The 23,144-nt window shown below is 37.9% G+C and carries 25 protein-coding genes, 1 tRNA gene and 1 pseudogene; 19 read left to right on the top strand and 8 right to left on the bottom strand.

Features of this window, described 5'->3' with window-relative positions; translation table 11 throughout:
- Positions 1–76 precede the first annotated feature (76 nt).
- Complete coding sequence (locus BDR01S_RS13160; protein WP_066254946.1) at positions 77–397, bottom strand: hypothetical protein; 321 nt, start codon at positions 395–397, stop codon at positions 77–79.
- Between the two features lie 265 nt (positions 398–662).
- On the opposite strand from BDR01S_RS13160, the gene BDR01S_RS13155 reads away from it, so the two are divergent.
- The 3 genes from BDR01S_RS13155 to BDR01S_RS13145 are packed head-to-tail and all read left to right on the top strand — an operon-like array spanning position 663 to position 2,974.
- On the top strand, positions 663–917 hold the full coding sequence (locus tag BDR01S_RS13155; RefSeq protein WP_066254942.1) for a FeoA family protein: 255 nt from the start codon (positions 663–665) through the stop codon (positions 915–917).
- Positions 907–1,596, top strand: coding sequence for a FeoB small GTPase domain-containing protein (locus tag BDR01S_RS13150; RefSeq protein ID WP_066254936.1), 690 nt, complete (start codon positions 907–909; stop codon positions 1,594–1,596). Before BDR01S_RS13155 ends, BDR01S_RS13150 begins: the two co-directional genes overlap by 11 nt.
- A gap of 4 nt (positions 1,597–1,600) precedes the next feature.
- Entirely contained in the window at positions 1,601–2,974 is a 1,374-nt protein-coding gene (locus BDR01S_RS13145) for a nucleoside recognition domain-containing protein (RefSeq protein ID WP_066254933.1), read from the top strand.
- 72 nt (positions 2,975–3,046) lie between these two features.
- Here the strand turns inward: BDR01S_RS13145 and BDR01S_RS13140 are convergent.
- Together BDR01S_RS13140 and BDR01S_RS24905 are read right to left on the bottom strand one after the other, a co-directional pair.
- Positions 3,047–3,133, bottom strand: a tRNA-OTHER gene (locus tag BDR01S_RS13140).
- Between the two features lie 51 nt (positions 3,134–3,184).
- The gene (locus BDR01S_RS24905; RefSeq protein ID WP_169801438.1) at positions 3,185–3,325 is read right to left on the bottom strand and encodes a Ger(x)C family spore germination C-terminal domain-containing protein; all 141 of its coding nucleotides are present in this window, start codon (positions 3,323–3,325) and stop codon (positions 3,185–3,187) included.
- Between the two features lie 202 nt (positions 3,326–3,527).
- Here BDR01S_RS24905 and BDR01S_RS13135 point away from each other — a divergent pair, with 202 nt between their 5' ends.
- The gene (locus BDR01S_RS13135; RefSeq protein ID WP_066254930.1) at positions 3,528–4,439 is read left to right on the top strand and encodes an LCP family protein; all 912 of its coding nucleotides are present in this window, start codon (positions 3,528–3,530) and stop codon (positions 4,437–4,439) included.
- Positions 4,440–4,487: 48 nt separating this feature from the next.
- Here the strand turns inward: BDR01S_RS13135 and yxiS are convergent, their stop codons facing one another.
- On the bottom strand, positions 4,488–4,787 hold the full coding sequence (gene yxiS, locus BDR01S_RS13130; protein WP_066254928.1) for a protein YxiS: 300 nt from the start codon (positions 4,785–4,787) through the stop codon (positions 4,488–4,490).
- A 148-nt stretch (positions 4,788–4,935) separates the two neighbouring features.
- On the opposite strand from yxiS, the gene BDR01S_RS13125 reads away from it, so the two are divergent.
- The 6 genes from BDR01S_RS13125 (at position 4,936) to BDR01S_RS13100 (ending at position 8,661) form a co-directional block, all read left to right on the top strand.
- Positions 4,936–5,217, top strand: a complete 282-nt coding sequence (locus BDR01S_RS13125; protein ID WP_066254926.1) for a DUF1292 domain-containing protein — start codon at positions 4,936–4,938, stop codon at positions 5,215–5,217.
- Between the two features lie 130 nt (positions 5,218–5,347).
- Positions 5,348–5,596: a hypothetical protein gene (locus BDR01S_RS13120; protein ID WP_066254922.1), complete on the top strand. Its 249-nt coding sequence runs from the start codon at positions 5,348–5,350 to the stop codon at positions 5,594–5,596.
- 23 nt (positions 5,597–5,619) lie between these two features.
- Positions 5,620–6,411 (top strand): alpha/beta fold hydrolase, encoded by a 792-nt coding sequence (locus BDR01S_RS13115; RefSeq protein WP_066254920.1) that lies wholly within the window; start codon positions 5,620–5,622, stop codon positions 6,409–6,411.
- A 299-nt stretch (positions 6,412–6,710) separates the two neighbouring features.
- On the top strand, positions 6,711–7,379 hold the full coding sequence (locus BDR01S_RS13110) for an alpha/beta hydrolase (RefSeq protein ID WP_157406167.1): 669 nt from the start codon (positions 6,711–6,713) through the stop codon (positions 7,377–7,379).
- A gap of 46 nt (positions 7,380–7,425) precedes the next feature.
- Positions 7,426–7,869, top strand: coding sequence for a DoxX family protein (locus tag BDR01S_RS13105; protein ID WP_066254919.1), 444 nt, complete (start codon positions 7,426–7,428; stop codon positions 7,867–7,869).
- Positions 7,870–7,884: 15 nt separating this feature from the next.
- Positions 7,885–8,661 (top strand): dioxygenase family protein, encoded by a 777-nt coding sequence (locus BDR01S_RS13100; RefSeq protein WP_066254916.1) that lies wholly within the window; start codon positions 7,885–7,887, stop codon positions 8,659–8,661.
- A 53-nt stretch (positions 8,662–8,714) separates the two neighbouring features.
- On the opposite strand, the gene BDR01S_RS13095 is transcribed toward BDR01S_RS13100, so the two are convergent.
- Positions 8,715–9,077 (bottom strand): hypothetical protein, encoded by a 363-nt coding sequence (locus tag BDR01S_RS13095; RefSeq protein WP_066254914.1) that lies wholly within the window; start codon positions 9,075–9,077, stop codon positions 8,715–8,717.
- 207 nt (positions 9,078–9,284) lie between these two features.
- Between BDR01S_RS13095 and BDR01S_RS13090 the strand changes: the two genes are divergently transcribed.
- Positions 9,285–10,385 (top strand): metallophosphoesterase, encoded by a 1,101-nt coding sequence (locus BDR01S_RS13090; RefSeq protein ID WP_066254911.1) that lies wholly within the window; start codon positions 9,285–9,287, stop codon positions 10,383–10,385.
- A gap of 114 nt (positions 10,386–10,499) precedes the next feature.
- On the opposite strand, the gene BDR01S_RS13085 is transcribed toward BDR01S_RS13090, so the two are convergent.
- Complete coding sequence (locus BDR01S_RS13085) at positions 10,500–11,672, bottom strand: glycoside hydrolase family 18 protein (RefSeq protein WP_066254908.1); 1,173 nt, start codon at positions 11,670–11,672, stop codon at positions 10,500–10,502.
- A 194-nt stretch (positions 11,673–11,866) separates the two neighbouring features.
- On the opposite strand from BDR01S_RS13085, the gene trhO reads away from it, so the two are divergent.
- From trhO to BDR01S_RS24900, 3 genes and pseudogenes are all read left to right on the top strand, one after another.
- Positions 11,867–12,826 carry an oxygen-dependent tRNA uridine(34) hydroxylase TrhO gene (gene trhO / locus BDR01S_RS13080; RefSeq protein WP_066254903.1) on the top strand — a complete coding sequence of 320 codons (960 nt, stop codon included), beginning with the start codon at positions 11,867–11,869 and terminating at the stop codon, positions 12,824–12,826.
- 146 nt (positions 12,827–12,972) lie between these two features.
- Positions 12,973–14,760, top strand: coding sequence for an oligoendopeptidase F (gene pepF / locus BDR01S_RS13075; RefSeq protein ID WP_066254898.1), 1,788 nt, complete (start codon positions 12,973–12,975; stop codon positions 14,758–14,760).
- A 294-nt stretch (positions 14,761–15,054) separates the two neighbouring features.
- A pseudogene (locus BDR01S_RS24900) lies at positions 15,055–15,288 on the top strand (CapA family protein); the annotation flags it as partial.
- Between the two features lie 111 nt (positions 15,289–15,399).
- Here the strand turns inward: BDR01S_RS24900 and BDR01S_RS13065 are convergent.
- Positions 15,400–16,947, bottom strand: a complete 1,548-nt coding sequence (locus tag BDR01S_RS13065) for a glycosyltransferase family 2 protein (protein ID WP_066254893.1) — start codon at positions 16,945–16,947, stop codon at positions 15,400–15,402.
- Positions 16,948–17,173: 226 nt separating this feature from the next.
- On the opposite strand from BDR01S_RS13065, the gene BDR01S_RS13060 reads away from it, so the two are divergent.
- From BDR01S_RS13060 to BDR01S_RS13040, 5 genes are read left to right on the top strand one after another with little or no spacing between them, the layout of a single operon-like run.
- On the top strand, positions 17,174–18,088 hold the full coding sequence (locus BDR01S_RS13060) for a hypothetical protein (RefSeq protein ID WP_066254889.1): 915 nt from the start codon (positions 17,174–17,176) through the stop codon (positions 18,086–18,088).
- A 29-nt stretch (positions 18,089–18,117) separates the two neighbouring features.
- Entirely contained in the window at positions 18,118–18,756 is a 639-nt protein-coding gene (locus tag BDR01S_RS13055; RefSeq protein ID WP_066254887.1) for a hypothetical protein, read from the top strand.
- Positions 18,753–19,874, top strand: coding sequence for a DUF4350 domain-containing protein (locus BDR01S_RS13050; protein ID WP_066254884.1), 1,122 nt, complete (start codon positions 18,753–18,755; stop codon positions 19,872–19,874). Before BDR01S_RS13055 ends, BDR01S_RS13050 begins: the two co-directional genes overlap by 4 nt.
- On the top strand, positions 19,871–20,800 hold the full coding sequence (locus tag BDR01S_RS13045; protein ID WP_066254881.1) for an AAA family ATPase: 930 nt from the start codon (positions 19,871–19,873) through the stop codon (positions 20,798–20,800). Before BDR01S_RS13050 ends, BDR01S_RS13045 begins: the two co-directional genes overlap by 4 nt.
- Positions 20,763–22,109, top strand: coding sequence for a DUF58 domain-containing protein (locus tag BDR01S_RS13040; protein ID WP_235846558.1), 1,347 nt, complete (start codon positions 20,763–20,765; stop codon positions 22,107–22,109). The genes BDR01S_RS13045 and BDR01S_RS13040 overlap by 38 nt, the downstream gene beginning before the upstream one ends.
- Here the strand turns inward: BDR01S_RS13040 and BDR01S_RS13035 are convergent.
- Positions 22,087–23,061 carry a stage II sporulation protein M gene (locus BDR01S_RS13035; RefSeq protein WP_066254876.1) on the bottom strand — a complete coding sequence of 325 codons (975 nt, stop codon included), beginning with the start codon at positions 23,059–23,061 and terminating at the stop codon, positions 22,087–22,089. The two genes, BDR01S_RS13040 and BDR01S_RS13035, sit on opposite strands and share 23 nt — an antisense overlap.
- Positions 23,062–23,144 lie beyond the last annotated feature (83 nt).

The following is a 23,144-nucleotide window of genomic DNA, read 5'->3' as shown; positions in this document are numbered from 1 at the left end:
AATTGGTTTGTGATTAACCGTTTTGCATCTCACAAGTAAACTAGTTAGGAAAATATCCATAAGAGTTCTTCTTGCCTTAAATGAAAAATGTGCCAGAGACCATAAAGCTAAATAGGGACCCTAGTACTAAACCTATTGCCGCAAAAAAAGTTAGGATGGCACCGTGGACTTGATTACGTTCAAGAAAAGTCATAACCCCCATGAATACTGCCCCTACACCAAACAATAGCGGCATAAATAGGAGCGAAATGGCAAAGAACAGCCATCCTAATACTGCATACATTATCCCCTTACTTTTACTGGTGGAAGCAGCTTCATGATGAAGAGTTACACTCCCGCAACTTTGACAAACATTCGAGTTAACCACTTCGAAGGACCCGCCTGAAGGATTAAACATTTTACCCACTCCATTCCCTTTTCTTTTTAAATGACTGAATATTATAAAAATTACTATTAGATTACCATATTCTGATAATAATTCAAGTGAAACACATTACTAAAATGAAGAAAAATATATATTTTTCCAATTTTTTTGATAAAACACTAGTTTCTACTACGCAGATAATATTTATTTTTGCTAATTAGGAGACATTATTGAAATTTTTACATATAATTAAACAAAAGTTGCACATGGTAAAAACTTTAAAGGTGGGGAAAGAGAGATGGATAAACCTAATATTATTAAACTCGTGAATGGACAAAAAGGAAATTTGATAAAAATAACTGAGTTAAATCTAGAAGGTGTTATGAGAAGAAGATTATTAGATTTAGGATTTGTGACTGGAGCACTTGTGGAAGTTATCCGAAAAAGTCCATTGGGAGACCCGATTGCTTTTCGTGTCAGTCAAACAACGATTGCCCTCCGAAGAGAGGAGAGTTCTAAAATAGAAGGGGAGCTGATATCTAATGGGGAATGAATACCGAATTGCCTTAGCGGGAAACCCGAATACAGGAAAAAGTACCTTGTTCAACGCCTTAACCGGCCTTAGACAGCATACCGGAAATTGGGCAGGAAAAACCGTTTCCCTTGCGCAAGGAAGTGTCCAGTTTAAAGATAAAGTCTTTCAACTAATTGACCTGCCAGGAACCTATTCACTTTTTTCGAATTCAACTGACGAAGAAGTGGCACGTAATTATATTGTGTTTGAAAAACCCGATGTGACCATTGTGGTGCTAGATGCAACATCCTTAGAACGAAATTTCAACTTAGCACTACAGGTATTAGAGATGACAACTAACGTAATTATTTGTATAAATTTAATTGATGTGGCGGAAGAACAAGGCATTAACATTAATGAGCGGTTGTTAACCAACCGGTTAGGGGTACCTGTTATCAAAATTTCGGCCCGAAACAAAAAAGGTTTCCCGATGCTGCTCGATACAATTGACCGGATTGTAACGGGAGCGATCGAATGTCATCCGGTTCAGATGTTCTATCCGGATGAAATTGAAGCAAAGATTATGAAAATAGAACCAAAAGTACGTGAAATTGTGGGAGATCATTTATCTTCTCGCTGGGTAACTTTGAGATTACTGGACGGAGACGAGGCCTTACTTAATGAAATTAGTAAACGATTAGTGCCGGAGGAGGTTTAGCGCTATGCGTATAGAAGAACTATTTGCAGAGGCTCAGGAGTTATCGACCTCTAAGCTGCGAGATGACATCGTCCAGCATCTTTATGACCGCAGTCATAAATTATGCGGCGAGGGAATCACCTACACAAAATCGAAAAGGGATACACGAACAGAAAAACTAGATGAGATTTTTACCTCACCTATTTTTGGTTTTCCTATTATGATAATTATGTTAGGGGTTTTGTTTTATTTAACCATCGCTGGGGCCAATGTACCATCTTCAATGATAGCTGAGTTTTTTGGATTTTTAGAGGGATATATTACCGCGTTTTTTGCCTTTATTCATGCACCTGATTGGCTGCATGGGATCCTGGTTCTTGGGTTATACCGGGGAACGACCTGGGTTATAAGCGTGATGCTGCCGCCAATGGCCATCTTCTTCCCATCCTTTGCGCTGTTAGAGAATTATGGGTATTTGCCAAGGGTAGCGTTTAACATGGATCGTTTGTTTAAAAGAGTCGGTGCCCATGGGAAGCAATCATTAACAATGGCCATGGGATTTGGGTGTAATGCAGCTGCCGTTATTTCCACGAGGATTATTGAATCCCCAAGAGAACGGATGCTTGCCATTTTGACAAACAACTTTGTTCCGTGTAATGGCCGGTGGGGAACATTAATTGTCTTGGCTTCGTTATTCATGGCAGCTAATTTTACTGGAGGACTTAAATCACTAGTAACAACCGGTGTCATTGTCGGCATAGTCCTATTTGGAATTATTGTCACTTTCTTTGTTTCTTGGGCACTGTCGAAAACATTATTAAAGGGAATACCGACACATTATACGTTAGAGCTCCCGCCATATCGGAAACCAAAGATTTTTGATACGGTAATTCGTTCGTCCATAACAAAATCCTGGTCCGTATTAGTTCGCGCTGTTAAAGTTGCCGCTCCTGCAGCAATATTAACTTGGGTGTTTGCAAATTTATATATTGGTGACACGAGTATTCTCATGTATGCCGTCGAGTTCTTAGACCCGTTTGGAAAACTGCTTGGCCTTGATGGTTATATCATGTTGGCGTTCATTTTAGGGTTACCAGCAAACGAAATTGTCCTTCCAATCCTTTTGATGGGTTATTTATCAACGGGTTCACTGACGGAAGTGGATAATTTAGTGGATTTGAAACAAATTTTTCTAAACCATGGCTGGACATGGCTGACAGCATTGAATATGATGTTATTCTCATTGCTTCATTATCCGTGCGGCACAACCTTGCTAAATATTTATAAAGAAACAAAGAGTATGAAATGGACATTTCTTGCCTTCCTTATCCCGACCGTTATCGCGATCCTTGTTCCGCTGATTATCACACAAACGGTGAGATATTTTGGTTTACTGTAATTACAATGTTAAAAAGGGACTGACACGTTTGTTAGTCCCTTTTTTATATTCGATTAAAGGTTAATAAATAGAAGGGCTTGGTGGGATTTGAACCCACAACACACACTGCAGTCCACGAGATGGGACTTCAGGTTGCTCTGCCAATTGAGCTACAAGCCCTGATTTTATTTTGACCAAGTTCTTCAAGTATATCCCTTTCATTTTAAAAAATTAATCTATAATCCCAGTTTGTTTGATATCCACTTTTACATTCACATGAACTTTTACGGTTGGATAAAATCTTTTCCATTGTTTTTCGTTAAACCGGCGATAATGTTCCTTATATTTAGCCCCAAGACCCAGAGGATCCACACCAATCCCTCAAAAAACTTTTTTCTCATTATGCGTAGAATAGGGGATTTTATGCAATATATCCCATATTTGTTAAGCAAATATAAGGATAGATATTGTTAAGGAAGAATAATCAAAAGTAAAAAATGAGAAATTAAGTAGGCAGTAACTTATACTTTTGAGCGAATATTGTTGAAAGTTGGTGAAAAGTTTGAGAATATTCATGATTATTTTATTGTCTATATTATTAGGAGGCTGTTCAGCTGGTAATTTGAGTGACCAACATCAAGTCAATCCCTCTTCACCATCAAAATTAGAAGATGTCACCAATCATAAAAATAAAAAAGGTATCATGAACTTCCTATTAATTGGGAGCGATTCAAGAGGCGAACCTCAATCTTTCTCAGACGCAATCATTATTGCTCAATATGTTCCTAAAGAAGGTAATATCAAGTTAATCTCCCTGATGAGAGATAGTTATGTAAAAATCCCGGGGTACTCAAAAGGGTACGATAAGCTTAACAAGGCTTATTTTATAGGTGGAAATGAGTTATTAAAAAAGACCATTTATCAAAATTTCGGAATGCAAGTGGATCATTCTATTTCGATTGATTTTGAAGGATTTGCTAACTTCATTGATCTGATTGCGCCAGAAGGTATTACTGTGAATGTTAGTCAAAAGATGATTGACGATTTTAACATGGAAGTTAAGCCTGGGGAAAATGCGCTAAATGGAAGAGAATTACTAAAATATGTCCGGTTTAGACATGATGACGAAAGTGATTTTGGCCGTGTTAAACGACAACAAGAAGTTATCGTCAAGGTAAAGGAACAATTGAAAAATAAATTTAGCAATTTTGAGTCGCTGGCAGTGCTGCCGGATTTTGTGGAGGAAAGTTTAAATCATGTGGAATCAGATATGGACAAAGGGGAGATTTTATCAGTCTTATCTAAACTAGTCTTTTATCCGATTAAGAATATCGATAGTTTACGGATACCCGTCCAAAATAGTTTTGAAAATAAAACCTATCCCCATGCCGGAGCTGTTCTTGAAATAAATCTTGAAGAAAATCGAGAGGCATTAAAGGATTTCTTACTAAAACCCTCGCCGGTTAACAGGGAGTATCATTATTAGTGTCAAAAAGCAGACAATACTCCTAGAGTATGTCTGCTTTAAAAAAACTTATTTTTTCATTCTATTGATTTCTTCCGTTACGACAAATGCAAGGTCGTCATTGCCAAATAACGCTAACACTCCAAGCAAGGTTTCGTCGCTCACTTCACCCGCTTCTTCTTTTGGAACGGTTAACTCAATTGCTTCTTTTAGGGCAGGATTAGAGGCTTGATCGGGATAAGCCCGTAAATAGAAGTCTTCTGGATTAAGATCGTGATTCACGCACCATTGTGCAAATACTAGAATCATCATTTTCTCTTCACCGCGATAGTTTTCGATAATCTTTTCTTCTAACTGTTTTTGATCCATTTCAAGGTCTCCTTAGAAATCGTTATGAATTTATTATATAAGATTTTTGTCGAATATATAGTGGAAATACATAATTTCGAATGAAACCCATTCTTTTATGAGATAATGGTAAAAGTATATACTTTTTATATGAAAGGGGAACGTATAAATGAGTAAAGTTGAAGTAGGCGAAATTTTTACCATTAGCGATGAAAATGATGAGGAACAAGAAGTCGAAGTGTTAGGCGTCATGACGATAGAAGGAAATGATTATGTGGCTGTGGGATTTGCGGAGGATGTTAGACAAGAATCAGATGAAGATATTGATATCTTTTTTCTGAAGGTCGATGAAGACGGTGATTTTTCCGCCATTGAAAGTGATGAAGAATTCGACAAAGTTTCAGCAGCATTTGATGAAATGATGGACGAAGAAGAAGGAACAGATGAATAATATGCTTGGGACAAGAGGGATTCATTAGTCTCTCTTTTTATTTTCTATGCAATCAATTGGAAAATTTATGTATGTATAAAGTCTTTCTTGGCATACTACTGATGAAGAACATCTATAAAGGAGTAATGTAATGTTAATTGAAGAAGGTACAAAATATCAAATTTCCCCGGGTATTAAAGGTTTTTTCAATTCAGCTGAATCGATGACGGTCCAAAGTTATAATGGAGTCACTGTACAATTTATTCTAGCAGACAGCAAAGGTCATGGCTCCATGCCAATAGAACATTTAAATTATTTATTAAAAAAATCAAACCTTACACAAATTCCAAGTAAACGCATATTACTAAGCACAGACAATACTGAAGAGCAGATTAGCTAAAATACTCTGGAGTGGAAACCTATATGGAACTTAAGAAACTTACTCTCCAAGATACATCAATAGGATACATAGATAGCGGGTCAGGGAAACCAATTGTTCTACTGCATGGTTTTTGTGGAAGCTCTCGTTATTGGGAACATGTTATCCCGGCTTTGTCAGCTAATTACCGGGTAATAGCTCCTGATTTGCCTGGGCATGGACAATCTGATCCCTTAAAAGGTAACACTACAATTGAAAATATCGCTGATCAAGTAAAAAGCCTTTTGGATAAATTAAATGTACCTATAGTGACTATGTTTGGTCACTCGTTAGGCGGCTACATCACACTTGCCTTCGCAGAAAAATATAGCGGTCAATTAAATGGATATTCTCTTATTCATTCAACCGCCTTTCCAGATTCGGAAGAGGCGAAAAAAGGCAGGCTAGCCAATATTGAAAAAGTAAACCAGTCAGGAATCTACTCGCTAATCGACGGTTTGGTACCAAAACTTTTCTCGCCGGAAAACCAGGATGAGAATTACGTAGGTGAAGCGATGGAGATAGGCTATACTACTTCAGCAGAGGGTGCAATAGATGCCCTAAATGCGATGAAGAATCGGCCTGACCGTAATCATCTATTAGAAGTTTCTACATTACCTGTTCTTTTAATAGCAGGGGAGCAAGATCAAATTATCCCTTCTGATAAGACTTTTTCGGTTAGCAAAGACAATATAAAACAATCATTAATAAAGGATTCCGGCCATATGAGTATGTATGAAAATCCCATGGATCTCATTTCAGAGATTCAAAATTTTTTATCGAATATAAAATTATAAGTAGAGGAACCAATCTGGTTCCTTTATTCATTTATATTCTAATATAAAACAATTTTTCACATTGGAGAAAAAAACAATTGACTATCTATGTGGAAAGATGTTATCTTATAAACAACAAAAGTTCATATCTAAAAACAAAACAGAGATGTTTTTATTTTTTTGTTAACTTGTTTCTTAATATGAATCTTTTTTGCACATTAAGATGCAAATGCTGAAATTACTACAAATACTTAACTTTTTTGAGGGTTAGTATTCACATATTCAGCCACCCTAATGTTATTAGGAGTGTATTAAAAAATTTGCTAGTAGAAAGGATGATGAAATTGAATGCACCGATGATTTATGAGCTTCGTCGGCCAGCACAAATTGAACCAGCTAAAACCTATCCAGCATTGTTTCTAATGCACGGGATTGGTAGTAACGAGCAGAACATGTTGTCATTAGTAAATGGATTAGAAGACCGCTTTTTTATTTTCAGTGTTCGCGGTCATCTTCCTCAACCCCCAGGTTTTGCTTATTTTACCATTCAAGGATATGGAAAACCGCATCGGGAAGTGTTCGATGAAGGAGTTAGTAAACTAACTAGATTTATTGATTATGCATGTAGTGAATACCCGATAGATGAGAGTCAATTGTTCTTACTCGGCTTCAGCCAGGGGGCAATCCTTTCAATGACTTTAGGATTAGCACTGGGGAATCGAATCAAGGGTATCATTGCCCTTAGCGGTTACATTCCTGCTTTTGTAAAAGAAGAGTATAGCATTAAGCCAGTTGATAAACTATCCTTGTTTATTTCCCATGGAGAGATGGATCAGGTTCTTCCATTTGAATGGGGTTTGGCAAATAATGAGTATTTTCGTGAGTTGGGGGCTGATGTCACCTTTAAGACTTATCAAGAAGGACATACAGTTTCAATGGAAAACCATAAGGATTTCATGCAATGGATAGCGGAAAAAGTAAAATTATAAAAAATAAAATCATAAAAAACAAATTACAACTAAGGGGAAATGAAAAATGTTAAATAATAAATTTGAAGCTAGTACATTAATATTAAGAGTTATCTTAGGAATTACTTTCTTTGTTCATGGGTTAGTTAAATTCCAAGGTGGAATTGAAAATATCGTTGGTTGGTTTGACAGTATCGGGTTACCAGGATTCTTAGCGTATGGTGTTGCATCTGTTGAGATGATTGGTGGGGCAGCTTTAGTTCTTGGATTAGGAAGCCGAATTGTTTCAGGTTTACTTGCTTTGTTGATGATTGGAGCAACTGTAAAAGTGAAACTTTCAGTAGGCTTTTTAGGGAATGGACAAATGGCAGGTTATGAATTAGATTTAGCTTTGTTGGCAATGGCTGTGTTTATTACGATCAATGGCAGCAAAATGTTCGCGTTGGATCAGCTAATTTTCAAAGGACAAAAGGAAGAAACAACCTCTTTTTCGAAAAGTTTAAGTAACTAAATAGGGGGAATTAGTATGTTACCATCTTTTTTTATTGCGCATGGTGCACCGTTATTAGCGATGGAGAATAATGATTATACTCAGTTTTTAAATCAGCTTGGGCAAACGCTGCCCCGGCCAAAGGCGATTATCTTATTTTCAGCCCATTGGGAATCAACGATGCAAAAGGTAAGTGACGTCGACACGTATGACACGATTTATGATTTCGGTGGCTTCGATCCGGAATTGTATCGCATTAAATATCCAGCCCAAGGTGATCAGCAGATTTCAAAAGAAATTAAAGATTTGTTTACTGAAAATGGGGTAACATTTGAAGTTGAAACAAAACGCGGGCTCGATCATGGGGCATGGGTGGTTCTTCGTCTTCTTTATCCGAATGCTGATATTCCGGTGATTTCGATGTCCGTTAATCAAAATCTAAAACCTGAAGAACAATATAAAATCGGTAAATCTCTGTCAGCCTTACGTGCAAATGATATTTTAATTATTGGTAGTGGAGGAACCGTTCATAATCTTAGAGCGGTAAAATGGGCAGATAACGAAGTCGACCAATGGGCGCTTGAGTTTGACGATTGGTTGGCACACCACTTGAATAATTGGGATTTAGACTCCTTATTCAAGTATGATTCTTTAGCTCCAAATGCTGAATATGCCGTACCCCGTTATGGCAAAGAACACTTTATTCCGATCTTCTATGCGCTGGGAGCAGCAGATGATAGTCGAAAAGCGGCTTTGTTGCATCGCAGTTTTCGATATGGAAATCTGAGTCATAGTGTTTGGCAGTTTGGGTGAATATAGGTTCAAAAAAATCCCAACCGAAATGGTTGGGATTTTTATTGTTATTCTTATTCTGCTGGTACAGAACCTACGAAACTTCCATTTATAAATACGTACATTGCTTGGATGCCATCAGCACTAATAAAAGGTACACCAATCATTGTTACACCCTCTGCAGGCAAGACAACTTCAATTGAATGTGCTCCATTCCATTTATTACCCGATTTAAGGAGTTCCAATTTCTTAGCCTTAAACACTTCACTACTTATAAACTTAGCAACAATTTTATTTCTTTCTGCACCTTGAATTGGAATTAGTTCGTGACATGTACAACCATCATCTGGTTCTGCTGCTTTTACCGTATTCCCTGTAGTCACAAACAACGACAATGCAATAACTACTCCACATAAAACTGTTAATAATTTTTTCATCTTTTTTCCTCCTATATTTTAACCTCTTTAACTTGATTCTCTTTTTTTCGACAATCTCCTTCAAAAAGTGTGGAAAAATATTCGACAAATGTAAAAATTTATTACAAATTCGTGTCAAAAGGGGTGTCAGGCACCAAGTTGTTGTCATTTTTCCATAAATAGGTTCTAATGGAAGTACGACTCTAAACAGTAAAAGGAGATTTTCCTGTGTGGTTTATACTTGGTATTATCTTAATTTACAATATGCTTTTATTTTACATAGGCTGGAATGGCTGGAAATGGTTAAAAATAATCATTGGAGACAAAAAGCAGGTGAAGTACGTATTTTGGCTCATTCTTGTTCTGTTCGGATATTCCTTTGTTTTCGGGCGCTTTGTTGAAGATAGTGAAGTGCTTACCTGGATAGGTGCGATTTGGCTGGGAGCTTTTTATTTTTTACTTATAGTTCTACCGCTAATTAATCTGCTAATCTATTTGACGAAATTTACTCCTCTATCTAAACATACTGTCATAAAGTGGTTTGGGCATACTGTGCTCATCGGGATGGTAGCATTCTTTGCTTTTGGTATTTATAACGCGTATACCCCAGTAATCAAAAATTATCAAATACATATAGCTAAGCCTGTGGAAGGGAAACAAAGTCTAAACATTGTGATGGCATCCGATATGCATCTTGGGACGTTAGCAGGTGCAAAGCATGCGGAAAATCTTGTTCAACATATTAATGCGATGGAACCTGATCTTGTTTTCTTCCCCGGCGATATCATTGACGATGACGTGAAGCCTTATCTTGATGAAGGAATTCCTGACATACTAAAGCAAATTAAAGCACCGGTATATGCTTCTTTTGGAAATCATGACCGTGATGAAGGTGTTGACCTAAAAAAGGTGTTCAATGAAAGCGGAATGAAGCTTTTAGCGGATGAAACACTTGTTTTGGAAAATGGAATTACACTCATAGGCAGGAAAGACAGGGGCTATCAAGATGTATCTCGTGCGGAACTTTCCGATTTAATAAAGCAGGTTGATTTAACGAAACCGGTCTTCCTCCTGGAACACCAGCCCTATGATTTTGACATCGCCTTAAAAAACGGCGTGGACTTAATTTTATCAGGGCATACACACCGTGGACAGATTGCTCCGATGAATTTAATTACAAACATGATTTATGAAAATGATTGGGGCTATTTAAAGAAAGATAAGCTGCAATCGATTGTCTCATCGGGCTATGGTTTTTGGGGAACACCGATTCGAATCGGGACACGCTCTGAAATTGTTCAAATAAATGTTACCTTTAATTCGAAGTAAATCATTGACTACCAAACAATGAAAAAAGTAAAGGGAAGGTATCCAATAGAGATCCATTACTACAGAAACTAAAAGGCTGCTCCCCATTTAATGGAGGGAACAGCCTTTTCATATTTAATATCCTTTTGCAGTATAGTATTTCAATGGTTCTTTTGATGAATTCTTTAATTCTGTAAAAATAGTCCCTGTTAGACTGTGGGATCCTTGGGCATCAAGTCCTGATTCCCAAAGCATCATGCCACCAAAGCCGTGATCTAGTGCCAAACGTGTTTTCTTTTTCATCGTAGCACTGCCATTATAATGATAAGTTGTGCCATTCATCTTAACAATGTCTTTTCCAGCATTCGCAGGGTTCTTGTTAATAATCGCGGCAAAGGAAACCTGTTTGATTTTAGGATCTTCCGGCTGAGCGTAAAAAGGTACACCTAAGACTAGTTTTTCTTTTGAAAGTTTCTGATTCTCGAAAAGATTAGACCAATAGTTTACGATTTTCTCAGTAAAGGGATAGGGTGATAAATTTGCTGCATTGTAACTGCCGTCCCACTGACCATCATAGGCCATAATATTGACATGGTCGACATGCTGGAACATCGAAGGTTCATACTTAATAAAGCCAACCTCCGTTAAAGTCACCGCATGAATCTGTGAATAAACAGCAATGGACAGCTCCTTCTTTTTTGGATGAAGCTGGGCACTTAACTCCTTTGCAAAGACAGCCAAATTTCGTGAATCTGCCTCAGTACGAGGGTGTTCAAAATCAATATCAATGCCGTCCAGCTTTTCACGGACTGCAATATTAGTAAGCTCTTTAACTAGTTTTGCGCGTGATTTAGGATTAGAAATCGCTGGTTTAAAATAATTATAGGATTCGCCGCCCTTGATGTGATACCAACCGCCAATAGCAAGCATCACCTTTGTGTCGTGTTTTTCTGCTTTTGAAACAACGGTTCGAAGATTATTTAATGCTGTATCACCATTAAATAAGATTTCCCCATCTTTTGTCGGATGAACAAACGAAAAAATGACATGTGTTAGTTTAGAGTAATCAATCTTGTTAGGATCCCGATAATCCTGAACATAACCAATGAGTACCTTTCCTGGTTTCGTATTAAATTTAGGAAACTCTTTTGAATCTGGGTTAATTGCTGACTTTGGTGCATCTTCTAAAATTAGCGTATTTGGACGATCTTGATTGTCATTATTGGTGGTGAAAAAGACTCCAGTTAGTATTCCTCCAATGAAGGTAACCGCAATTACCAGGCCAAGGAGGAGATAACGTTTAATCATAGTTTTTGTTCCTCCTTATTATTTCTCACTTATAAAATTGTAACAGAAAAGCGGAAGAAGAACGGTTGGTAATATCCACCTATCTACATCAAAGAGTGAATAAATTTGAATATCTATGCTTGTTTTTGATATAATTATAAGGTTAATGTTAAAAACTACGTGTTTTTTATATATAAAATTGTAAGGTGGTCAACATGAATCAAGAATATAGAGTATTACTGTATTATAAATATGTAACAATCGAGAATCCCGAAGAAGTGACTCAAGAACATCTGAACGCATGTAATGAAATGGGCCTTAAAGGCCGAATTATCATTGCGGCGGAAGGGATCAATGGAACGGTGTCAGGCACCATTGAACAAACGGATGCCTATATGAAATACATGGATGAGCATCCATTATTTGCAGGGACTATTTTTAAAATAGATGAAGCGACTGAGCATGCGTTCAAAAAGATGCGGGTGCGTTGTAGACCGGAGCTTGTTACTTTGCGTTTGGAAGATGATGTCGATCCGAACGTACAAACTGGTAAGCATCTAAAACCAAAAGATTTCTTTGCTGAAATGAAAAAGGAAGATACGGTGGTCATCGACGCCAGAAATGATTATGAATATGATCTAGGTCATTTTAGAGGGGCGGTAAGACCGGATATTTTAAACTTCCGTGACCTTCCACAATGGATACGGGAAAATAAGCAGGAGTTTGAAGGTAAAAAGATTCTTACTTATTGTACTGGTGGAATTCGTTGTGAAAAATTCTCAGGCTGGTTATTGAAAGAAGGCTTTGAAGATGTATCACAATTAGAGGGAGGAATTGTCACCTACGGTAAGGACCCTGAAGTCCAAGGCGATTTATGGGATGGACAACTCTATGTTTTCGATGAGCGAATAAGTGTTCCTGTTAACCAAAAAGAGCATATTATTGTCGGGAAAGATTATTTTACTGGTGAGCCATGTGAACGATACGTCAATTGTGCCAACCCAGAATGTAATAAAAAAATTCTTTGCTCTGAAGAAAATGAACATAAACACTTACGCAGCTGTTCACATGAGTGCAGGGTCCATCCTCGCAACCGTTATGTTGCTCAACACGGGTTAAGCGAGGAAGAGGTCCAAGAAAGATTGGCAGTGATTGAGAAAGAGTTAACCAGATAATTGATTGATTTAAGCAAGCAGGTCATTTCGATGTCCTGTTTGCTTTTTTTTTAGGCTTGCGAATAGGAATTTAGGAATATATTTATTATGATAGAGGATAGAAGCTATTTTTGAAATTTTTTACATTGAGAGGAGCGGATGGGCAAATGGTGACCTATACAAATCGAAATGAAGTCCCTGCACATGAAAAGTGGAACTTAGCCGATATCTATTCAGATATTAAGAAATGGGAAGAGGATTATCTGCTGATTGAAAAGATGGCGGCGAACCTAAAGCAATATGATGGGAACATTCAAGATGGACACTCACTGTATCAATATCTAAAGCAAAGAGAAGAGTTATCTTATACCTTCAACAAAATTTATGCCTATGCCATGTTGAGTGTAGATGAAAATACGAGGGATTCCCAGGCACAGTCCCATTTAGACAGAGCAAAACAACTGAGTGTTAAGGTTAGTGCGGCTACCTCTTTCTTTATGCCTTATTTATTAAGCCTTGATGAAGAAACTTTAAAAGCCTACATATCCGCAGAAAAAGAGCTAGACTACTTTGCGGAGGATTTATGGGAGTCGTTTCGTTATAAGCAGCATGTACTAACCAAAGAACAAGAAGCTGTTCTCTCGCAGTTAGGTGAAGCACTCTCGACCCCAGGGAACATATTTGGCATGATGAATAATGCAGATATTAAATTCGGGGAAGTTACTAGTGAGAACGGCGATCGTGTGGAACTAACTAGAGGCATGTACTCTAAGTTAATTGAAGATACGGATCGAGAAAAGCGAAGAGAGGCCTTTAAGGCGTATTACCAGCCCTACCTGCAATTGAAAAATTCGATTGCTGCTACCCTTTCAGCCGCCATTAAAAATAATGTGACGACAGCTAAAATCCGTCAATATCCATCCGCACTAGAAAAGGCACTGTTTGGGGATAAAGTCCCGAAAGAGGTATACGAGAATCTGATCAAAACAACCAAAGATAATATTGGTCCACTTCATCATTATTCACGTATTCGTAAGGAAAAGTTGGAGCTGGATGAACTTCGTCAATATGATATGAGTGTCCCGCTTGTCGGCGGTGTAAAACAAGTGATTTCATATGAGGAAGCCTATGACACGATGTGTAAGGCCTTAGCTCCGCTTGGAGAGGATTACATCCATATCCTAAAGGAATTTAAAACTGCTCGGTATCTAGATGTTAGAGAAACACCCGGAAAGCGTTCAGGTGCCTATAATCTTGGTGTCTACGGGGTCCATCCTTATATCCTTCTTAATCATCAGGACGATTTGGACAGTTTATTCACGTTGGTTCATGAGTGCGGGCACGGTGTCCACAGCCGCTTGAGTTCTCAGTACCAGCCGCAAATTACTGCTCGGTACAGTATCTTCGTTGCTGAAGTGGCATCTACCGTCAATGAGGTTCTGTTAATTAACTATTTATTAAACAATGAGCAAAATCCCGATGTTCGGAAGCATTTAGTCAATCATTTCATTGATCAATTTAAAGGAACATTTTTTACACAAGTCATGTTTGCTGAGTTTGAGATGAAAACACATGAAATGGCAGAGAAGGGGCTTCCTTTAAATGTGGAAGTATTTAATCAAACCTATGAGACTTTATTCCGGGAATACAATGGGGATGAGGTTGTCTTCGATGAGGAAGTAAAATTTGGATGGTCAAGAATCCCTCATTTCTACCGTCCTTTCTATGTTTACAAGTATGCTACCGGATTTGCTTCTGCTATCCATTTGGCAACCAAGATTCTTGATGGGGACCAAGAAACGCTAACTTCCTATTTGGAATTCTTAAAAAGCGGCAGTTCGGATTACCCTCTGGAACTGTTAAAAAAGACGGGTGTCGACCTAACCACTCCTTATCCAATCGAAAATTCAATGAAAAGGTTTGGTGATTTAGTAGAGGAATTCTCTCGCTTGTAAAAATATTCAACTCCAAAACCCATGTCTGTCTTTCTACAAGAGACAGCCGTGGGTTTTATTTTTTTATAGTGGAATAATTGGAATTATTGTAGAATAAGGAAAGTTAAGTGAATTAAAGGGGTAATTTGGATTATGGAGAGTAGAAAAGACAAATATCGAGGGCGGAAAAAATCATTTATCCCCGTCATTATCGTTGTTGCAATTTTGCTGATTGCTGGTGGCTTTTATTTGAACAGTCGTAAGATGGAAGAGAATGCAACTTCAAAAAGCACCAACCTCAAGGAAAAACCTGATAAGGGGAAATTTATTGTCTATAGTTTAGGCAACTTTATGTTTGGCGGAAATAGAAATCCAAGTGATAAGGATATGTTTGTGTTTCAACAAACCTTTCATTTGAAAAATGGAGCGTTAGATGAAACGAAGGAAATCAGCGTTGTGCCATTTTCTATCTCTTCGGTTTCCTCGCGGAATGATTATCAGCCTACTTTATTGACTGGTTCCGAACAGAATAGAGTCAAGCAGAAAATAACAAAATCAATGGTTCCAATTGGCTTGTTTATGAAAAAAATGATCAGGTTGCGGAAAAAGAGAACTAGACATTTTTTAATATTAATTAAAGGGACAGTAACCGCTGTCCCTTTAACTTATGCTAATGGTAGTTATTTTTAATCCAACGTTCGAATAGATAGTATTATAAAAGGTAAAATCACGATTCCTATACTGATATTGCTTCTTACTTGGTATCTGTTTTCTGATATTAATTTTTAAATAATCATTAAAACATAAAAAGATCGAATAGGTTGATGTGGGCAGGTGGTTTAATAAATTTAAATCTACCTCTAATATGCCATCCCCACTTTTATCTACGCTGACAGGCAGGGAAGATTCATTCAAGGCATTTTTAGTATCACGAATTAGTCCGTGTGTGATTGAATCTAGATAATCACCAAACACGTTAAATTTAAGATAATATCTATTTTTATCCACATATTCTTTTTCAAAAACAGAATGCATAGGAATCCTGATATATTTGTATTTGTCTTCTAGGAAGGGAACAACAACAAAGGGGAGATTCTCTTTAATGATAACCTCCTTTATTTTTTCCTTCTTTTCCCACGCAAAAAGGCTCTCCAGCTGCTTATATTTACGATCACAGTACAGATTATATACCATCTTGTTCATTGGTTGGATGAATTCCTCGGAAAACTCATAATTTAACTTTTTCGTTGTTTTTAACACTTGGTTAAGCATATAGTAATAAACAATTTTAAGCTTAGTTTTTTGAAAATGAGGTGTATGAAAAAACCTTGAAATCGAATCAAATTCATACAGTCGATTTAAAACCATCTTCTCTTTTTCTAAATCTAACTTTTTATTGATGATATGATTAATCACTTTAAGGTTACAATTTGTCTTTTGAATAATGTTGGTTTGATTAGACAAACGTGTGTTTTCATTATCGAGCCGATTTAAATAATAAATGGGATGTTGTGTCGTAGAAATCGTCCGGCAATGTGTTAAAACATCAATAAAAAATTGCTTATCTTCAGCAAATTTCATTTCTGGAAATAATATCTGATTGTCCTTTATTACACTTGTTTTTATCATGCGAGCTCTTGGTCCTAAATGATGGAAGATATGAGGAATCGAAAAGGGTGATTCACCTCTTCTTTCTTTACAGGATTCATGCTCACCGATAATTGTCTTCCCTTTGGATTGAATCTGAATAGTTTTACCTACGGCATAATCATCACCTGTTTCCGCTAAGATGGTCGATAATACTTCCAGGCCGTTGGGTTCAAGCCAATCATCGGCATCTAAGAATGTAATATATTTAGAGCTAGCCAACTGTATACCGATATTACGCGGGCGACCAGGTGTGCCAGTATTTCTTTTTAGAAAAACAACGATGAGGTTAGCGAATTTTGAAGAGTATTCTAATAAAATATCTCTTGAGGAATCGGTAGAACAATCATCGATTAATATAAATTCAATATTCTCCATGCCTAGGGATTGATTTAGGACGGAGTCAATCGTTTTCCTCAGGTAATTTTCAGCGTTATAAACGGGTGTAATCACCGAAACTAATGTTGAATTCCGCTCAGTGTTTAATTTTTGGTCGATGATATAATAACCTTCCACGTTATAATTCATGAGTTGCTGCTTTTGTTTCCATTTCCATACCATGTTTCCTCACCTCAGCATATGTCCGTCCTTTACGACTTTTTATTGATATGTAAAAAACTTCAGACCATTATTATTTTTGGGCAAAATAATGAATCTTATTCGAAAAATAAAGTACTACCGGTAAAACTAGTCCAAATTTTATGTCCTTTGACAACATTTTACACTAAATATATCGGAATAATGATAAAATAGGTCTTATTATAATGATACTAGGAGGATTTTAACGGTGGATAAAAAGTTTACGACACCCAAAGGTTTCGGAGAAATACTCGATCATACCTTCCAATTAACAAAAAATCGTTTTAAGGACTTATTTATGATTTTACTGATATTCATGGGTCCGGTTTACTTGCTTCAAGCTATTCTACAGCTCAGTTCTGGAACTAGTTTTTTTAGAGAGGTTGGCAGCGGTGGTGTTTGGTTTGAGCAGATCCTTTCGAGTTTTGAAGAGACAGGAACTTTTGATTCCAGCAGTCTAGGTGCTGACATTGGTTTAATAGTCATCGGATTGGTTAGTGCTATTTTGGCACCTGTTGCGGAGGCAGCCATCCTATTTACGATCAATCATGTCCGGAAAAATGAAGTATATACCGTGAGTTCAGTGATTAAACAAGCCTTTTCCCGATTTTGGCCGATGATTGGCAGTAGTATCCTTTTCTTTCTTATTACGGTGGGGGTTATTATTATTCCCCTCGGTATTGTCGGTGTCGTTGGTGGTGTTGTTGCAACGAAGGTAAATATGGTATTAGGGATTCTTTTAGGCGTCGTCCTATTTCTAGGTTTCGCCCTTGGAATTGGTCTATTATTAACACGGTGGAGCTTTTATTTCGGCTCTGTCGTTTTGGATAAGGATTCACCTGGCCTTGGCAGAAGTTGGAGATTGTCAAGGAAACGGACATGGGCATTGATGGGACTCTATATCGTGTTTTATTTTATTATTTCAAGTATAAGTTTTGGAGTCCAAATGACGTTTGGGATCGTTTTAGGTAATAGTGTGTTGTTAACACTGAGTTCAAACCTCGTCACGTTAGTAACGACAATGATTTTCTCTGTGGGTTATGGAGTCATGTATCTGGATTTAAAAACAAGACATGATGCGGATGATTTAAAGGAAATGCTAGATGACTATAAGACTCTATAATAAAAAACCTATTATGTTAGGTGATGATTATGTTAGATACAGACAAGGCACGCGATGACCTAGAAAAAATTTTAAAAACAAAAGAATATACTGTTTATAACAATTCAAAGGGATTCATTGAATCTTGGTGGGATCAAGCAAAGGAGTGGGTGGCAGCACTGATTGAAAAGTTGTTTCCTGCGATTGATTCTGCAAGAGGGGCATCTGGTCCGATTCTTATTTCAATTATTGCTGTTGTCATTATTCTATTAGCATTATCTGCTTATTTTCTCATTCGTAATTCTAAGCGAAATCGTCTTCTGCACGGACAGAAGCCCCTTAAATTGAGAAAAGATATGAATTGGACGTATCTACGACATCTGGAAGAGGCAGAAAAACATGAGGGTGATGAGGAATACACACTTTCAATCCGTCATCTGTTTTTAGCTTTACTGCTTAACTTCCATGAAAAGGGATTGTTAGAGGCAAGGATCTGGAAAACGAATTGGGACTACTATGATGAGCTAAGAAAAGTAAATCAACAAAAAGCTGAGCTTTTTTTTAAGCTTGCACGTTTTTTTGAAGAAGTGACCTACGGGGAACGCAATGTGCAGAAGGACGAATATTGGCAATTTCACAATGAGGCTATAAGTCTGCTTAGCGATAAGGAGGAGGGGAACCGTCTATGAAACCTCTTTCTAAAATACGCGCATGGATGTGGCTTATTATCCTGCTCTTCTTATTTTTGGTCTTTAGTTATATGAGCTATTCACCAAAACCAAAGTTTTACCCAGATTATGTTACCAATTCACCTTCGCCAACGGGTGTCAAGGCGTTTTTTACATATGTAGAGAAAGAAAAAGCAGGGAAAACTTGGAGTCATGCACCAGAATTGTTAAATGCAACGGTGGAGCAACAATTACTTGTTATGGTCGAACCGGCCTTTATTCCTGAAAAGGCTGAGATGAATGCCTATATCCGTTTTATGAAGGCTGGAAACACCATTGTATTATTACAAAACAATCCACAAGGGATGTTTGATGTAAAAACAGGGTCAGTTGAACCCAACAAGGAAATGAAGATCTATACACAAGAACATACTTCCTTTCATGCCCAAATTGATTCAGCTGTCCGATTGCAGATCAAAAAGGAAGATCAAGTTTTACTTTCTGATCAGGCTGGTCCCATTGCGGTGAAAAAATCGTTTGGAAAAGGTCATTTAATTGTAGCAGTAACCCCTAAGTGGATGACTAATGCTAGCCTCTTAAAAAAGGATCATTTAATGCTGCTTTTCTATTTGCTAAATGGAGAGAAAGCGAACACAATCCTGTTTGATGAATACATCCATGGCGGGGAAAACGCATCAACTTTTTGGAATGTGTACCCGATGTGGTTTTTACTGCTTGTTTTGCAGGGAATACTTTTGTTGGTTCTCTGGTTATGGGCAAAAGGAAAACGATTTGGCCCTATTTTTGAACCAAGAGAAGCGTCGGTTCGCTTTAGTGATGAGGGTATCCATGCCCTAGCAGCATGGTATCTCCGTGGCAAACGGTATCATGATTCAATTAAGATTCAGGCAGACTATATCAAACTGGTTCTCAATGAAAAATGGCAGATCCCTTATAACAGAGGATGGATGGATATATCGAGTACCTTTGAGAAAAAGTGGACCGGGTTGTCTGCTTATGAAATCAATTCCTTCTTAACAGGATTGGTCAACATTCTTGAAAAAGAAAAAATCACGAAACAAGAATACTTATTATGGTCGAAAAAGCTTGAGGAATTAAGGAGAGAGGTTGAAGAATGAAAACAGAATTAACATCTTTTTTGGAAAAATATGAAAGCAGGATATTAGGTCAGAGCCTAAATCTTAGACTCCTTTTATCCGCTATTTTAGCAGGGGGTCATGTTCTTCTAGAAGGAGTGCCAGGTACCGGCAAAACGGCAATGGTTCGAACCCTTGCGAATCTTCTAGGAGGGACCTTTAATCGAATTCAGTTCACACCGGATCTATTACCAAGTGATATTACCGGGAGCGCGATTTACAATATGAAGGAGAGCACCTTTCAAACATTGAAAGGCCCTATTTTTACAAATATCCTGTTAGCTGATGAAATTAACCGGACACCTGCGAAGACACAAGCTGCACTGCTCGAAGCCATGGAAGAAAAACAGGTGACGATTCAAGGGGAAACCTATCCGCTATCCGAGGTGTTTTTTGTAGTTGCGACCCAGAACCCAATTGAATTTGAAGGAACCTATCCACTCCCAGAGGCGCAGCAGGACCGTTTTTTATTTAAGCTGAAAATAGAGTTTCCTAGCTTTGAGGAAGAGAAAAAGATCTTAAAACAAGTGATTGAAAATAGCTTTGAAGAAAAGCTTGTTTCATCCATCCTAGATATGGAGGATTTTTTAAGGATTAGACGAGAAATTGAAAAAGTCACGGTGAGTGAGAATGTATTAGACTATATGATGAAAATTGTTAGGAAAACTCGCGAGGCAGAAGCGATCCGCTTTGGGGCTAGTACAAGAGCAGGCATTTCAATTGGAAAGGCAGCACAAGCGTGGGCATACCTTTCAGGCAGGGATTATGTCACACCCGATGATATCAAAATGGTTGCCAAACCTGCGTTAAGGCATCGGATTCAGTTATCCCCACATGTAGAATTGGAGGGAGCAACCGTTGACCAAATTATTGAAGAGCTTGTGGGCTCGGTTCCTGTTCCAAGATAAAGGGGTTTTACCATCGAAGCGATTATTGTTCGTTTTCCTCTTGTTATCACTTATATTATCGATTGGAACGGTTTGGAATATCGCGTGGGAGTATGTTATTGCAGCAAATATCATTGTATTTTTGATAAGTCTGGTAGACTTGCTATTTTCGCCCTCTAAAAAGCAGCTTTTCTTTCAGCGATCGATCGCTGATGAATTAGAAAGAGGAATCCCTTATACGGTAAAGATTGAAGTGCAGAATCCCTCTGTATATCCTATTAGCTACCGGTTGGTCGATAGTTTGCCGCAGACCTTCGAAAGACCGTTTCCTATTGTTGGTTCTATACCTAAAGAAGCAACGGCCGAGATTTCGTTTGATACAACTGCCATGGTCCGAGGAAAATACGAGCTTAACAAGCTTTATTTTCGATATACGAGTTTGCTGGGCATGTGGGAAAAGCAAGTAACCGTTGATTTGAAGGATTCTGTGAAAGTCATCCCTGATTTAACCGAGACCAAGCAGTATTTAGAAAATGCACAAAGATATTTGGTTTACGAAGGGTTAAAAATTCGGAGGCAACGCAGTGGTGTAGGCGATTTTTCTAAGATTAGAAATTATGTCATCGGCGATGATCCCCGTAAAATTAACTGGCGCCAAACAGCGAAGCTCCAAGAAGTAATGACGAATGAATATGAACCGGAGCACGGAAAGTATATTACTATCTTAATGGATTGCGGAAGAATGATGGGGGCAGAATTGTCGCAGGGAAATCGCTTAGAACAAGCGTTAGAAGCGGCCTTGACCGTGACAGCGGCAGCCCTCCAAAAGGGGGATTATGTGTCTGTCCTAGCCTTTTCAAAAAATATTAAAGTCTATGTACCGCCAGCAAAAGGAATGGCGCATCTTCAGACGATTCTCCAAGCTATCTATGACGTAAATGTGGATGCAGCTGAGTCCAATTATGCTGCTGTATTGCAATATTTAGAAACGGTTCAAAAGAAACGAAGTCTGCTGCTATTATTTAGTGATGTTCGTACCTTCCTACATGAGGAAAGTGCTCTTGTCCTTTTAAAAAGGCTTCGCAAGCGGCATTTATTTTTAATGATTGGAATAGAAGATCAGACACTTTTAAGGAGAGTTAGGGAGGAGCCGAATTCCCTCCAAGCAGCCATGCGGAAAAGTATTGCGCAGCAACAAATACTTATAAAGAAAAGAGAAAAAATCAAATGGGAAAAACAAGGCCTCCAAATGATTGAGGCCCGAGAGGACAAGTTGGCGGTTACAGCCGTATCTCATTATATTGAAATTATGAATCAAAACCTTTTATAATCTTAGTAAGTTTTAATTTACCAATTACCATATAGAGGATCAAGCCGACTACCGTTAAGAAGGCAACGATGTACTTTGCTTCTAATGAAATAGCTGCCGGGGTGATGAATCCTTCGATGATACCTGCAATAACAAACAAAGGAATGGTGCCAAGCAGAAGTTGAACGGATCTTATTGCTTGCTGTTTTAATTGATAGCTTCGAGAAAATTGTCCTGGTACAAACAGCTTGTAACCCATAAGAAGACCAGCGCCACCCGCAATAAAAATGGCTGTGAGTTCAATCATTCCATGGGGAACGATATATGCCCAAAAATCATACGATTTTCCATGATGCCAAAACAAGGCAGCGAGGGCTCCAATGATAATACCATTGTAGACCATCAAATAAACGGTCACGAGCCCAAAGGTGATTCCACCGGCAAAAGCAAAGATGGCCACCTTGATATTATTTGTCATGATACTTGCCGACATGAGGGAGGAGTCCACAGCTTCATGGCCCTTCCCAAGTTGATCAGGGTCAACACCTTTGGCAATTTCCGTCGGCAGAATGGCATAGATGTGAAGAGGATCATTCATAACTGAAAGAAAACTCCCCAAGGCGCCAATCAAAAATAAAATCATCGCAAAGATGACAAATTTCCATTGCTCTAACAATAGTCCAATAAATTTCACACTAAAAAAATGACGAGTTTGTTTGAGGCTTGATACTTGGTCTTTATAGAAAAGGTTATGGGATTTGGCAACAAGTCCATTCAAATATTGGGTAACTTCATCATTAGGAAAATAGGTTTGACTGTAGGAAAGATTTTGGGCTGCCTTTTGGTAGAGTCGATGGTATTGAGTGACACGGTCACCTGTTATAGATCTTCTGTGCTTGCTTAACGTCGTGATTAATTCTTCAAGCTGTTTCCATTCTTCACGATGCATTTTTACAAATTGTTTAACATTCATTTTGACACCTACTTTATATTAGAGCTTTATATTAATTAATCTTTATTCTCCTTATTATAGTAAGATTGTAGAAAAATAGAAAT

The sequence above is a fragment of the Neobacillus drentensis NBRC 102427 genome (assembly GCF_001591445.1).
Lineage (GTDB): Bacteria > Bacillota > Bacilli > Bacillales > Cytobacillaceae > Neobacillus > Neobacillus drentensis.
The sequence above is the reverse complement of the archived record's forward strand: the minus strand, read 5'-3'. Positions and strand labels throughout refer to the sequence as shown.

Bases quoted from the DNA above. Each gene is read 5' to 3' on its own strand.
- BDR01S_RS13085 (WP_066254908.1), bottom strand. From the start codon at position 11,672: ATGATTAAACGTTATCTCCTCCTTGGCCTGGTAATTGCGGTTACCTTC.
- trhO (WP_066254903.1), top strand. From the start codon at position 11,867: ATGAATCAAGAATATAGAGTATTACTGTATTATAAATATGTAACAATC.
- BDR01S_RS13105 (WP_066254919.1), top strand. From the start codon at position 7,426: ATGTTAAATAATAAATTTGAAGCTAGTACATTAATATTAAGAGTTATC.
- BDR01S_RS13100 (WP_066254916.1), top strand. From the start codon at position 7,885: ATGTTACCATCTTTTTTTATTGCGCATGGTGCACCGTTATTAGCGATG.
- BDR01S_RS13055 (WP_066254887.1), top strand. From the start codon at position 18,118: ATGTTAGATACAGACAAGGCACGCGATGACCTAGAAAAAATTTTAAAA.
- BDR01S_RS13095 (WP_066254914.1), bottom strand. From the start codon at position 9,077: ATGAAAAAATTATTAACAGTTTTATGTGGAGTAGTTATTGCATTGTCG.
- BDR01S_RS13155 (WP_066254942.1), top strand. From the start codon at position 663: ATGGATAAACCTAATATTATTAAACTCGTGAATGGACAAAAAGGAAAT.
- BDR01S_RS13035 (WP_066254876.1), bottom strand. From the start codon at position 23,061: ATGAATGTTAAACAATTTGTAAAAATGCATCGTGAAGAATGGAAACAG.
- BDR01S_RS13115 (WP_066254920.1), top strand. From the start codon at position 5,620: ATGGAACTTAAGAAACTTACTCTCCAAGATACATCAATAGGATACATA.
- pepF (WP_066254898.1), top strand. From the start codon at position 12,973: ATGGTGACCTATACAAATCGAAATGAAGTCCCTGCACATGAAAAGTGG.
- BDR01S_RS13120 (WP_066254922.1), top strand. From the start codon at position 5,348: ATGTTAATTGAAGAAGGTACAAAATATCAAATTTCCCCGGGTATTAAA.
- BDR01S_RS13135 (WP_066254930.1), top strand. From the start codon at position 3,528: ATGATTATTTTATTGTCTATATTATTAGGAGGCTGTTCAGCTGGTAAT.
- BDR01S_RS13145 (WP_066254933.1), top strand. From the start codon at position 1,601: ATGCGTATAGAAGAACTATTTGCAGAGGCTCAGGAGTTATCGACCTCT.
- BDR01S_RS13150 (WP_066254936.1), top strand. From the start codon at position 907: ATGGGGAATGAATACCGAATTGCCTTAGCGGGAAACCCGAATACAGGA.
- BDR01S_RS13125 (WP_066254926.1), top strand. From the start codon at position 4,936: ATGAGTAAAGTTGAAGTAGGCGAAATTTTTACCATTAGCGATGAAAAT.
- BDR01S_RS13050 (WP_066254884.1), top strand. From the start codon at position 18,753: ATGAAACCTCTTTCTAAAATACGCGCATGGATGTGGCTTATTATCCTG.
- yxiS (WP_066254928.1), bottom strand. From the start codon at position 4,787: ATGGATCAAAAACAGTTAGAAGAAAAGATTATCGAAAACTATCGCGGT.
- BDR01S_RS13045 (WP_066254881.1), top strand. From the start codon at position 19,871: ATGAAAACAGAATTAACATCTTTTTTGGAAAAATATGAAAGCAGGATA.
- BDR01S_RS13065 (WP_066254893.1), bottom strand. From the start codon at position 16,947: ATGGTATGGAAATGGAAACAAAAGCAGCAACTCATGAATTATAACGTG.
- BDR01S_RS13160 (WP_066254946.1), bottom strand. From the start codon at position 397: ATGTTTAATCCTTCAGGCGGGTCCTTCGAAGTGGTTAACTCGAATGTT.